The organism is Sphingobacterium sp. NGMCC 1.201703 (genome assembly GCF_047784615.1).
Lineage (GTDB): Bacteria > Bacteroidota > Bacteroidia > Sphingobacteriales > Sphingobacteriaceae > Sphingobacterium.
On record NZ_JBLOHD010000001.1, the window covers coordinates 839296 to 851531 of the forward strand.

The window sequence follows — 12236 nt, forward strand, 5'->3', positions numbered from 1 at the left end:
CTGATAACGAAAGGTAAAGCATAAAAGTTTTAAGAATTCGCAGCTTTTTATTTTTAAACACTGATATGACTGGCATCTACATGTTTCCCAAAGAATATTTTTGCTTTGGTTTCAAAATCCCTGGGATCATCTGTGGTATAGAAGGCCAATTGGCCATTTTTTGAACAGCATGCTTCTATTTCTGCATGACGGCTAAGATAGTTTTGCAGACTCTGCGCAACAATAGGCCCTTGCGAGATAATATTGACATTTTTCGGGACATATTTTTCGATGACCGGTAATAGTAAAGGGTAATGTGTGCAGGCTAATACGATAGTATCAATCTGGTCAGATTTCTGTAGCAGCTCATGAAGGTCTTTTTGGACAAAATAATGTGCCCCCTCCGTATTGATCTCATTATTTTCGACGAGCGGAACCCAAAAAGGACAGTCGTGTTGAAAAACTTCAATTTCAGGATTAAATTTATGTATCTCAATCTTATACGATTCAGATTTTACGGTTCCGGTTGTTGCCAGAATACCTATTTTATTTGTTTTCGTGTAATTATGGATAATCTCAGTCGTAGGCCTGATGACTCCAAGTACTTTTTTCCCCGGCGGAAGATCGTTTTGCTGAATTGTTCTTAACGCCTTTGCAGAGGCGGTGTTACAGGCTAGGATAACGAGATTACAGCCTAGGTCAAATAGTTTAAATACGCACTGCTTGGTGTAATTATATACGGTTTCAAATGAGCGTGTACCATAGGGAACGCGTGCATTGTCCCCCAAATAAATATAATCATATTGGGGTAGGAGTTGCTGAATTTCTTTAAATACAGAAAGGCCACCATAGCCTGAATCAAAAATTCCAATGGGACCAGAAGTTAGAGTATTATCCATAACGCAATGCTATAAGTAACATCCACCTATAACATTGCGTTATCAGCTTCAGTTTTATTGAAGCAAAGATGGTTTCTCTTTGTATAATTTCCAAATTAATTCGCCAAATAATGTATTGGTCCAGGCAAACCAATGTCTTGTGAATTTTTTTGGATCGTTTTTATGGAACGATTCATGCATAAATCCCGTTCCACCGTGTGTACTCACCAACGTTTTGATGCAGTTGCGGATTTCTTCATCGTTTGTTGAGGTCTGTGCACGCATAATAATGGACATTGGCCAAATCATATCACGACCGATATGTGGGCCGCCGATCCCTTCAGCTGCGGTACCTTTAAAAAAGAATGGATTCTTATCCGACAATACAAAATTACGGGTACGTTGATATACCTCGTCATTGATGTCCACTGCTCCTAAGTAAGGCAGTGCTAATAAACTGGGTATATTAGCGTCATCCATCATCAGGTGACTTGAATAACCATCTACTTCAAAAGCATATATCCTGCCTAAAGTCGGATGATCGATGATGCCGTATTTATTTACAGCAGCTTCAACTTCATTTGCGAGGGATTCCATTTTCGCCGAAAGCGTTTGTTCGTTTTTGACCTTTTTAAGAATTTCAGCAGCTTGTCTCAAGCTGACAATCGCAAATAGGTTGGAGGGAATTAGGAACGAAAAGATCGTTGAGTCGTCCGAAGGTCTAAAGCTTGAGCAGATCAAGCCTACCGGATTTACAGGATAGCCATAACCGTCTACTTGTAGTGTGTCGGAGCCTCTAGATGTTGTCCGCTCAAATTTATAAGGACCTAAATTATCTTTACGTTGCTGTTCAACAAAAGTTTGGTAGATCTTGTGTTGTGCTTCTAACCACTCTTCATTGAATGGGCTGCTATCATTTGTTTCCTTCCAGTAGTGATAAGCTAATCGGATTGGGTAACATAGTGAGTCGATTTCCCATTTTCGTTCATGAATTCCAGGTTTCATGCTGGTATGATCGCTGAACCATTCCCCTTTTTTTGTTGGATCATTATAAAATGCATTGGCATAAGGGTCAATGTTGATGCATTTACTTTGCTTCTGTATCAATCCTACAATGAGGTTCTGTAGTTTTTTATCTCTTTTCATGAAAGGAAGATAGGGCCATACCTGTGCACTACTATCACGTAACCACATGGCATCGATATCTCCCGTAATAACGTAGGTATAGTTTCTGCCATTTTCAACATAAGGAAACACGGTTGTATCCAACGTATTTGGAAAGCAATTGTTAAATAACCAGGCCAGTTCTCTGTTTTTGACATTTTTTTGAAACTCTATAATGGCATCTTCAATTACTTTACTCGAAAAAAGTCGTTTTTCTTTCGCTGTACGTACAGTAGGAAAAGAATGTTCCTGAGCAAATGAAAATTTGCTTGCAAATGCACCTGCTGTCAATAAGGTTGCATTTTGGATAAATGTTCTGCGTTTCATGCTTATTAGGGCTGATTTTTTGTTATACAAGGTTATTTACAAAGATGCAAGATATAAATATTTTTGAATATAACGAACAGCAAATACGTTTTAGCATCATAAAATTGACTACAGATGTTAATAAAGTCATTTTTATTCGGTTAATTTGCAGTTAGGAATGCATTTTGCTAGAAGAAATAATCTTTGAAATAATTTTATGGGGCTTAATATATCAAAAAAAAATAATTTACTTCGAATTGTGCTGGCAGGCATCGGGGTAGGTGTCTCGTTTGCAGGTTTTGGACAAATTAAAAGTCAGCCTTATTCGTATCACTTTTATCAGAAAATGAACGATGTCGTTTATTCTACTGAAACGAGAATGCATACATCAGCCAAACCCTTTGTCATTAAGGATTCTCTGTTATTGGCCAAATTTGACTCGATTCAATCCAATAAACCAGTTTCCTCATCAAATTGGTTTATGCGTAAGATCTTTAATGAGCATTTGGTTCAAGTGGAGAAAGATGATTATACATTCTATGCGGATTTTTTGCCGGATATGTATATCGGAAAAGACATGCAAGGAGATAAACGTCGTACATGGATGAATGGCAGAGGATTTCAGGTGGGATTGAATGTAGGCAATAAATTTACGTTTAATTCTTCGGCTTTTGAGAGCCAAGCTGTTTTTCCCAAGTATCTTGACGATTATATTGTCGCTAATAAAGTAATTCCTGGTCAGGGAAATACCAAATTTCAGTCTAAAAATAAAATGGACTGGATGTATGCGACAGCAAGTATGACCTATGATGCGCACAAGTATATTCAAGCGACCTTAGCTTACGATAAAAACTTTATTGGGGATGGTTACCGCTCGATGCTGCTTTCTGACTTTTCATCCAATTATGCCCATCTTAAGCTGACCGGTACAATCGGCAATGTGCAGTACACCTCCATCTGGGCCTATATGAATGATCCGACACATCCGAGACAAGATATGACCGGTATCTATCCGATGGAAGGACAAGTAAATAAACGTTTGGGTGACGGTAAGAAATGGGGGGCATTCCAATATTTGGATTGGAATGTGACCAATAAATTATCTGTGGGATTTTTCCAGTCTGTTGTTTGGGCAGCACAGGATGACGCTGGAAAGAGAGGTTTTGACTTTAGTTACATAAGCCCGATTATTTTCATACGTCCTGTTGAAAGTAACAGTCGATCTTCACCGGATAAAATGTTCCTAGGAGCCACTTCAAAATATAAATTACCTTATAACCTGACTGTATATGGTCAGTTTTTATTAGGCGAATTTACGGCCAAGGAATTTTTTGCGGGTAATGGTTACGCCCATAACAAATGGGGGGCACAGTTAGGGGTAAGAGGTTATGATATGTTTGGCGTTAAAAACCTCAACTTCCTTGCGGAGTATAATACGGCTAGACCCTATACCTATGCGCACTTTAAATCTTATTCCAATTACAGTAACAATGCCGAGCCATTGGCACACCCGAAAGGAGCTAACTTTAGAGAGTTGGTCGGTCTCGTAAACTATGCCTGGGACAGATGGGACTTTTCATTACAGGGAATGTATACACAGAATGGATTGGATCTACCTGACGGAACTAATATGGGCGGAAATATCTTTCAATCGTATAACACCATTCCAAATATGTATGGAAACCATATCGCGCAAGGGATAAAAAATAATATCTATTATGCGGATGCGAAAGCAGCGTATGTCCTTAATCCTAAATACAATCTTCGTTTAGAATTGGGTTATATGCAGCGCTATGCGAAAGCACAGTATGATACTCCGGTCGTGAATAAATCAGGTGTGGTTACATTTGGACTTCGTTCAAGCTTTAGAGCAATCTATAATGATTTATAGGAAGTTTTTATATATTTGAAGCACATTACTGAGCTTATCTGAACATCATGATTAATCAGGCCGTACAAAGGAATGTATAATCATGATGTTTCTTGTTTAATGAACCAATTTATATCATTTACAACGTAACGGCAGCAATAGCGTATTGTCTAATAGAAAAATATAGAAAAAATCACTAAATACCGATGAAAAAAATCCTTGTATTAAATGGCCCGAACTTAAATCTTTTAGGGGTTAGAGAAAAGTCAATCTATGGAAGTCAGGATTTTCTGAGTTATTTCGAGGAGTTGAAAAAACGCTTTACAGCAGTTCATTTGGAATATTTTCAGAGCAACTCCGAAGGAATATTAATTGATAAAATTCATGCGGTCGGCTTTGAATACGATGGAATTGTAATGAATGCTGGTGCATATACGCACACTTCCGTTGCAATTGGAGATGCGATTGCAGCGGTTCAGACGCCAGTCATTGAAGTCCATATCAGCAATGTCCATCAACGCGAGGAGTTTAGACATCATTCTTTTCTGGCTAAAAATTGTAAGGGTGTGATCTGTGGTTTTGGATTAGATAGTTATAGACTTGGTATCGAAGCGCTTTTAGTTTAAAAATACAACAGGTATTTGGATATGCTGGGAATTTGTCAAGTGGAGCAGGGGCGATGAAAGTGGGGAATAAATAAGACAATGAAATAAGCGGATTATGCGAAAGCAATAAGGAAGCTAATAATAGGTTATATATAAAGCAAAAGAGCGGGAATTCCCGCTCTTTTGCTTTATATATATTGTCCTCAGATTTTATGCAATAAGATCTCTTATTGCGATTTCATCTGCTTTGATCTGCGCTTTCATTTCTTCAAGTGACCCAAAACGTTCATCATGTCGGATAAAATGAAGGAATTTGACACGGAGTGTCTTCCCATAGATGTCCTGGTCAAAATCAAATAGACTGATTTCAATGGCACGGTTCATTCCGTCGACGGTAGGTCTCGTGCCGATATATCCCATCCCTTTGGCAATAGAAATAGGCTTTTCTTCCTTATATTCGCCTGTAGTGATATTCTGGATATGATCGTAGATATAAACTTCAACCGCATATATCCCATAAGCAGGAATTAACTTATGCGGTTCATGCACTTGTAGATTGGCGGTAGGAAAACCGATTGTCCGGCCAATTTGATCTCCCCTGATGACTGTGCCCGTTAACTCAAACGGATAACCCAAGTATAGATTAGCTGTTTTGATATCGCCTTTAATAAGCGCTTCACGCACACGGGTAGAGGAGACAGCGATATCATTGATATCCTGTTCAGGAATTTCTTCTACACTATAGTCAAATATGGAAGCAAACTGTTCCAGATCGCCCAATGTGCCTTTACGATCTTTTCCGAAATGGTGGTCATATCCGATAACGATTTTCTTTGTACCCAATTTACCTACGAGCACATTGCTGATATATTCTTCAGGAGTTTGATTGGAAAAATCTCGGGAAAAGGGGATAATGATAAGATGGTCAATACCGACCTTACCCAGTTGACTTACTTTTTCCTCAATATCATTTATTAAACGTAAGCTATCATCATCTGGATTAATAATTAATCGCGGATGCGGGAAAAAAGTAAGTAATATGGTTTCACCGTTAATTTTTTGAGCAGCCTCCTTTAAGTGGACTAATATTTTCTGATGACCGATATGGACACCATCAAAAGTACCAATGGTAACTACTGCATTTTCAACGGGGGAGAAATCTTCTAAACTTCTGTAGATTTTCATTTATAGGATTTTTTGCAAAAATAAGATAAAGAATCAATAAACTGTACCGATGGGCTTATTTAATGATTTCCTTATGACGTTTTATTTCGGCGATAAGCTGTTCAAGATTCCAGGCGTTTTCAACATGATAATCACCACTTTTGGTACGTCTCAACGAACTCAAGTGGGATCCGCTATGCAATACTTTTCCAAAGTCGTACGCCAATGATCGGATATAAGTGCCCTTTGAACAAGAAATGCGAAAATACACATTCGGAAGTTCTATCTTCTCGATTTCGAAGCTGTTGATCCGCACCTGACGGGATTTTATTTCGACTTCTTCCCCGCGGCGGGCCTTCTCGTAGACGCGCTCACCATTTATTTTTATGGCCGAGTGCGCTGGCGGAAATTGCTGAATATCGCCTTCGAAAGTCTTTGCAGCATCAAAGATCATTTGTTCGGTAATATGATCGATCGGAAATGTCTCGTCTATTTCGGTTTCCAGGTCATAGGAGGGGGTGGTTCCGCCCAATGTAATTGTTCCTGTATATTCCTTGTCTTCGGCCTGATAAGCGTCGATCTTCTTTGTCAACTTACCTGTGCAGACGATCAGTAATCCCGTTGCTAAGGGGTCCAACGTACCTGCATGGCCAACTTTTAATTTCAATGGTTTCAGTGAGTTTCTGACTTTACCAACAACGTCGAAACTTGTCCATGTCAAAGGTTTATCAATCAACAACATTTCACCATCAGCAAAATTAAACCTTGCTGAGCTTTCACCAACCTCGTTATTTTCCATGAAAAAATTTTAGATAATTTGTAAACTGTGACCAGAAAGAAGTAGTGCCAAAATAATAATTCCAACAACTATTCTATACCATCCGAAAGCCTTAAAGCCATATTTTGTTAAAAACCCAATAAAAGATTTAATGGCAATAATTGCAACAACAAAACCAATTAAGTTACCAACGATAAGAAGATTTAGTTCCTCGCCTGTAAAGGAATTTCCTTCTTTGAAGAATTTTAGAAGTTTAACAGCCGATGCGCCAAACATCATCGGTAAAGCGAGAAAAAATGAAAATTCTGCAGCTGCTTTACGGGTTAATTTTTCAGCCATACCACCGATAATGGTACTTGCAGATCTGGAAGTACCCGGGATTAATGCAAGGCACTGATATACACCGATCATAAAGGCTTGCTTGTAGGAAACGTTGTCCGAATCTTCAACAATAGGCTTATTAAACCATTTGTCCACAAAGAGTAAAACAACGCCACCAATGACCAGCATGATGGCAACCATTAGCGGGCTTTCCAGAAGTGAATCGATGTAATCGTTAAAAAGTAAACCCAGCACCGATGCCGGAATAGCCGCAATCACCAGCTTATAATAAAATGAAAGCGATTTAAAGAAACGCTTATAATATAAAACAAGAACAGATAATATTGTTCCCAGTTGAATGACAATCGTAAATAACTTAACAAAGGCTGAGGGTTGGATACCCATCAACGCCGTTGCTATAATCATATGACCTGTGGAGGAGACAGGCAAAAACTCCGTTAATCCTTCGATAATAGCAAGGATTATAGCTTCAATAATAGACATCTGTTTTTAATAAAGTTATTCTTCAGTTTTCGTTGTTTTGGGACGATATAAAATCGCTACAAAGCCTAAGGCAAAGCCTAGAACAACGACAATAGGTGCTAAGGTAATTTTGGTAAAGCTATAAATATCACTCTCTCCGGACATCAATGCGAAGCCGATAACCACAATAACCAAACTAGCTATGAAAAGCTGATAATTTATTTTGGAAAATACGAAGGAACCTTTATTTACAGATTCAGTTGTTTTCTTTATTTGAGCCATTTTTATCTATATAAATCGTTAGATTGAGCTTTTAAATATTTCGTTACAGCAAAGTAAGTGCTAAGGCCAGAGATTAAAATCCCGATGCAGATAACACCTAGGAAGATGACAGCAAACTCAAACCAGTTGCGTAAAAAGACCAATTCTGGTATCTGTTGTTGCGCTAATTTAAGGGTCAATATCAATAGTAGAATTGCAATCAGTGAACCTAATAAACCATGTATAATGCCGTAGGTGATAAAAGGTTTACGAATAAAATTCTTGGTCGCACCAATTAACTGCATGCTTTTAATTAAGAAACGCTGCGAATAAATGGCCAAACGTATTGTATTATTGATTAAGGCAACAGCAATGATCAATAAGATCACGGCAAATGCCAAAACGATCATCCCAATGATCCGCACGTTTTTATTGACCATATCAATCAGTGATTCCTGATAGACAACCTCTTTTATTTTGTTGTTTTTAGAGATTTTTTCGATGAATGTTTTGATGCTATCAGTATTAGCATAATTTTCCTTCATATAGACATCCAATGATGGTAATAAAGGATTGTGTCCAAGATACTGTACAAAATCTTCGCCTAGATCTTCTTTCAGGTTTTTCGCAGCAATTTCCTTGCTGATATACACCGAGCGAAGGACATAAGGGTCTTTTTCAAGATCTTTTTGCAAAGAAAGCACATCACCTTCACTGGTGCCATCATTTACAATGACATTCAGGACAATGTTTTCTTTAACGTACTTTGAAAGATTTTTAGCGTGCACCAATAGTAAGCCCAACATACCTGTTACCAATAGCACCAGCGCAATACTGATGACCGTGGATACATATACAGACTTTGTTTTTCTTTTTTGTGTGCTTAATTCGTATTCTGACATAATAAGCAAAAATTTATTTGCGAAAGTAACTAATTGAGCGGAAGATTTCGAATTTATCTTGTAATTACTTTGATAAAAATCAATTCGAATTTTGTTTTCTACCTATGTTTAAATAACTTTTCAATACTAGAATTTATTGTTCAAACTACAAAACTTTTATCACATTTCAGTATTAAAATCGTAATTTCGCAAGTCATAAAAATTCCTTACGAACAAAAATGGAGTATAATCACAAATCATTAGAGAAAAAGTGGCAAAAGTTTTGGGCGGATCATCAAACCTATAAAACATCAGATACGCACCAGAAGCCAAAATACTATGTGTTGGATATGTTTCCTTATCCATCTGGGGCGGGACTGCATGTTGGTCATCCACTGGGATACATTGCTTCGGATATCTTTTCACGATATAAACGACTAAAAGGCTTCAACGTTTTGCATCCAATGGGTTATGATTCCTTTGGACTTCCTGCGGAACAATACGCTATCCAAACGGGGCAACATCCTGCGGTTACAACCGAAGCAAATATCAGTCGCTACCGCGAACAGATGGACAACATTGGTTTCTCTTATGACTGGAGTAGAGAAGTCCGTACTTCTGAATCCGACTATTATAAATGGACGCAGTGGATTTTTATGAAATTATTCGATTCCTGGTATAATAAAGAGACGGATAAAGCGGAGTCTATCGACACATTGATTGCGAAATTTTCTACAAGTGGTTCTACAGCTATTCAGGCTGTTTCTGACGAAGACGTGCTGGATTTTACTTCGGAAGAATGGAAAGCTTTTGATGAAGAAAAACAACAACGTGAGTTGTTAAAATATCGTATTGCGTATTTGCGCGAGAGCACGGTCAATTGGTGTGCCGCTTTGGGAACAGTATTGGCCAATGACGAAGTAATTAACGGCGTCTCGGAGCGTGGCGGCTATCCTGTGGAGCAAAAGAAGATGATGCAATGGTCCATGCGCATTACAGCTTATGCCGACCGGCTGTTGAAAGGTTTGGATACCATTGATTGGCCAGAGCCATTGGTTGAAATGCAACGTAACTGGATCGGTAAATCGGTTGGAGCTTCGGTTAAATTCCCCGTTCCGCAACTAGAAACCTCCATTGAAGTTTTTACAACACGTGTGGATACCATTTTTGGCGTTTCATTTATCGTTCTTGCACCTGAACATGAATTGGTGGCATCGTTGACTACCCCTGAGCAAAAAGCGGAAGTAGAGGCTTACATTGACAAGACGGCAAAAAAATCTGAACTAGATCGTATGGCCGATACCAAAACAGTATCGGGAGCCTTCACAGGGGCTTATGCTAAGCACCCTATTTCAGGCCGGGACGTACAGATATGGATTGCAGATTATGTTTTGGCGGGATATGGCACAGGAGCGGTTATGGCTGTACCTAGTGGCGATCAACGTGATTATGTTTTTGCTAAACATTTTAATTTAGAAATTATCCCGATTTCGGATACACAGCAGATTGAAGAAGAAGCTGATCCGAATAAAGATGGAAAATACATCAATTCTGATTTCATCAACGGTATGACCTATCAGGAGGCTGTGCCTGCGCTGATTGCCAAGCTGGAAGAATTGAAATTAGGTAAAGCAAAGATCAACTTCCGCATGCGCGATGCGATTTTTGGCCGTCAACGTTATTGGGGCGAACCTGTTCCAGTCTACTTTAAAAATGGTCTACCATACCTTATTAAAGAAGAAGAACTACCTCTATTATTACCTGAGGTTGATAAATACTTGCCAACAGAGTCTGGGGAACCTCCTTTGGGACGTGCTAAAGACTGGAAATATGAGGATCAGTATGAATATGAGTTGAGTACAATGCCAGGTTGGGCAGGTTCTTCATGGTATTGGTTCAGATACATGGATCCAAAAAATGAGGGTAACTTTGCTTCAAAAGAAGCGGTTGACTACTGGAAAGCCGTTGATTTATACATTGGCGGTTCAGAACATGCTACAGGTCACTTGTTATATTCACGTTTTTGGAATAAGTTTTTAAAAGATCTCGGTTATCATAATGAGGAAGAGCCTTTCCGAAAATTGATCAACCAAGGTATGATTCAAGGGCGTTCGAATTTTGTCTACCGTGTACTTGATGAAGAAGGCAGAGGGACAAATCAATTTGTATCTTATGGATTGCGAAATGAGTACAACACTATCCCGCTGCATGTGGACGTCAATATCGTGTCGAATGACGTATTGGATCTGGAAAAATTCAAAAATTTTAGACCTGATTTTGCAAACGCGGAGTTTGTATTGGAAAACGGTAAATACATCTGTGGCAGTGAGGTGGAAAAAATGTCCAAGTCGAAATTCAATGTCGTTAATCCAGATGATATTATTGAGATGTATGGCGCTGATACCTTACGTCTTTACGAAATGTTTTTGGGGCCGTTGGAGCAAGCCAAGCCTTGGAATACCAATGGTATAGAAGGGGTTTATAAGTTTCTAAAGAAAGTTTGGCGCCTGTTTCACGATGCCGAAGGTAATTTTAATGTATCGGATGAAGAACCCTCAAAAGCGGAGTTCAAGGCTTTGCATAAGATTATCAAGAAAGTGGAGGATGATATTGAACGCTTTTCGTTTAATACTTCGGTTTCCGCTTTTATGATCTGTGTGAATGAATTGACCGATTTGAAATGCAATAAGCGCCAGATATTGGAGCAGCTTGTTATCGTTCTTCAATCGTATGCACCACATATTACGGAGGAGCTATGGAACTTATTAGGGCACGAGGCGGGTACGCTTTCCCAAGCAACTTATCCTACGTTCAAACCGGAATATCTGGTTGAGTCTGAATTTGCATATCCGGTTTCTTTCAATGGCAAAATGAAGTTTAATCTGTCACTAGCACTTGATTTGGATCAACAAACTGTTGAAGAGACGATCAGGGCACACGCAGATGTACAAAGACATCTTGACGGTAAGCCCATTAAGAAGATTATTTTTGTAAAAGGAAAAATAATCAATATCGTCGCTTAGTACATACAACTATTAAAAATAAAAGCCATTTTATCACCAGGATAAAATGGCTTTTTTATGCCAATACGTCCTGAAAAGCAATTGTTTTATCAAAAATTGATTTTGCGTAAGGACAGTTTGGGATAATCTTCGCTTCGTTTTTACGGGCATAATCCACCGCTTCAAGGACGAGTTTTTTGCCGACACTCATCCCTTTATATTCGTCGTAAACCTCCGTGTGGTCTATGGAGAATTCGTTTTCGTTCTGCCATGTATATTCGAGTATTCCGGCTTCGTTATTTTCCACTTCAGCAATGAAATTACCTCTGTCATCTCTTTCGATATTTTTTACTTCCATAGTGTTTTTTTCAAAATAACGTCCAAAAGATATTTTTGTTTTATGAAAACCTTCAATTTTTGTGGTGCTGCGGTATTATAGACGATAGGTCTGTCGCCCAGGGACCACGATTTCTTATAGTTTAGGCAGAGAGAGTTGCTGGGGCTAATGGGGATGTCATGGATTTCTTCTATTTTTTTCGTACCT

General features: G+C 38.7%; 11 protein-coding genes. 3 read left to right on the top strand and 8 right to left on the bottom strand.

The window, feature by feature from the left end:
- Positions 1-53 precede the first annotated feature (53 nt).
- Entirely contained in the window at positions 54-878 is an 825-nt protein-coding gene (gene murI, locus ACK8HY_RS03445; protein WP_077435326.1) for a glutamate racemase, read from the bottom strand.
- Positions 879-932: 54 nt separating this feature from the next.
- Positions 933-2348, bottom strand: coding sequence for a glycoside hydrolase family 125 protein (locus ACK8HY_RS03450; protein ID WP_077435324.1), 1416 nt, complete (start codon positions 2346-2348; stop codon positions 933-935).
- A gap of 196 nt (positions 2349-2544) precedes the next feature.
- Here ACK8HY_RS03450 and ACK8HY_RS03455 point away from each other — a divergent pair, with 196 nt between their 5' ends.
- Together ACK8HY_RS03455 and aroQ are read left to right on the top strand one after the other, a co-directional pair.
- The gene (locus tag ACK8HY_RS03455) at positions 2545-4218 is read left to right on the top strand and encodes a gliding motility protein RemB (RefSeq protein ID WP_077435322.1); all 1674 of its coding nucleotides are present in this window, start codon (positions 2545-2547) and stop codon (positions 4216-4218) included.
- Positions 4219-4403: 185 nt separating this feature from the next.
- The gene (gene aroQ / locus ACK8HY_RS03460) at positions 4404-4823 is read left to right on the top strand and encodes a type II 3-dehydroquinate dehydratase (protein ID WP_416132779.1); all 420 of its coding nucleotides are present in this window, start codon (positions 4404-4406) and stop codon (positions 4821-4823) included.
- Positions 4824-5012: 189 nt separating this feature from the next.
- Here aroQ and ACK8HY_RS03465 read toward each other — a convergent pair whose 3' ends face one another.
- From ACK8HY_RS03465 to ACK8HY_RS03485, 5 genes are read right to left on the bottom strand one after another with little or no spacing between them, the layout of a single operon-like run.
- Complete coding sequence (locus ACK8HY_RS03465; protein WP_077435318.1) at positions 5013-5987, bottom strand: bifunctional riboflavin kinase/FAD synthetase; 975 nt, start codon at positions 5985-5987, stop codon at positions 5013-5015.
- A 55-nt stretch (positions 5988-6042) separates the two neighbouring features.
- Positions 6043-6765, bottom strand: coding sequence for a tRNA pseudouridine(55) synthase TruB (gene truB / locus ACK8HY_RS03470; RefSeq protein WP_077435316.1), 723 nt, complete (start codon positions 6763-6765; stop codon positions 6043-6045).
- 9 nt (positions 6766-6774) lie between these two features.
- Positions 6775-7569 (bottom strand): undecaprenyl-diphosphate phosphatase, encoded by a 795-nt coding sequence (locus ACK8HY_RS03475; protein WP_077435314.1) that lies wholly within the window; start codon positions 7567-7569, stop codon positions 6775-6777.
- 15 nt (positions 7570-7584) lie between these two features.
- Positions 7585-7830 (bottom strand): DUF3098 domain-containing protein, encoded by a 246-nt coding sequence (locus ACK8HY_RS03480; RefSeq protein WP_077435312.1) that lies wholly within the window; start codon positions 7828-7830, stop codon positions 7585-7587.
- Between the two features lie 2 nt (positions 7831-7832).
- A complete protein-coding gene (locus ACK8HY_RS03485) occupies positions 7833-8711 on the bottom strand; it encodes a cell division protein FtsX (protein WP_077435310.1) in 879 nt (292 codons plus the stop codon).
- A gap of 218 nt (positions 8712-8929) precedes the next feature.
- On the opposite strand from ACK8HY_RS03485, the gene leuS reads away from it, so the two are divergent.
- Positions 8930-11713, top strand: a complete 2784-nt coding sequence (leuS, locus tag ACK8HY_RS03490) for a leucine--tRNA ligase (protein WP_416132780.1) — start codon at positions 8930-8932, stop codon at positions 11711-11713.
- Between the two features lie 55 nt (positions 11714-11768).
- Here the strand turns inward: leuS and ACK8HY_RS03495 are convergent, their stop codons facing one another.
- A complete protein-coding gene (locus ACK8HY_RS03495) occupies positions 11769-12050 on the bottom strand; it encodes a GNAT family N-acetyltransferase (RefSeq protein ID WP_077435306.1) in 282 nt (93 codons plus the stop codon).
- Positions 12051-12236: the final 186 nt, after the last annotated feature.

Coding starts and splice junctions, on each gene's coding strand:
- murI (WP_077435326.1), bottom strand. CDS start 878: ATGGATAATACTCTAACTTCTGGTCCCATTGGAATTTTTGATTCAGGC.
- ACK8HY_RS03450 (WP_077435324.1), bottom strand. CDS start 2,348: ATGAAACGCAGAACATTTATCCAAAATGCAACCTTATTGACAGCAGGT.
- ACK8HY_RS03455 (WP_077435322.1), top strand. CDS start 2,545: ATGGGGCTTAATATATCAAAAAAAAATAATTTACTTCGAATTGTGCTG.
- aroQ (WP_416132779.1), top strand. CDS start 4,404: ATGAAAAAAATCCTTGTATTAAATGGCCCGAACTTAAATCTTTTAGGG.
- ACK8HY_RS03465 (WP_077435318.1), bottom strand. CDS start 5,987: ATGAAAATCTACAGAAGTTTAGAAGATTTCTCCCCCGTTGAAAATGCA.
- truB (WP_077435316.1), bottom strand. CDS start 6,765: ATGGAAAATAACGAGGTTGGTGAAAGCTCAGCAAGGTTTAATTTTGCT.
- ACK8HY_RS03475 (WP_077435314.1), bottom strand. CDS start 7,569: ATGTCTATTATTGAAGCTATAATCCTTGCTATTATCGAAGGATTAACG.
- ACK8HY_RS03480 (WP_077435312.1), bottom strand. CDS start 7,830: ATGGCTCAAATAAAGAAAACAACTGAATCTGTAAATAAAGGTTCCTTC.
- ACK8HY_RS03485 (WP_077435310.1), bottom strand. CDS start 8,711: ATGTCAGAATACGAATTAAGCACACAAAAAAGAAAAACAAAGTCTGTA.
- leuS (WP_416132780.1), top strand. CDS start 8,930: ATGGAGTATAATCACAAATCATTAGAGAAAAAGTGGCAAAAGTTTTGG.
- ACK8HY_RS03495 (WP_077435306.1), bottom strand. CDS start 12,050: ATGGAAGTAAAAAATATCGAAAGAGATGACAGAGGTAATTTCATTGCT.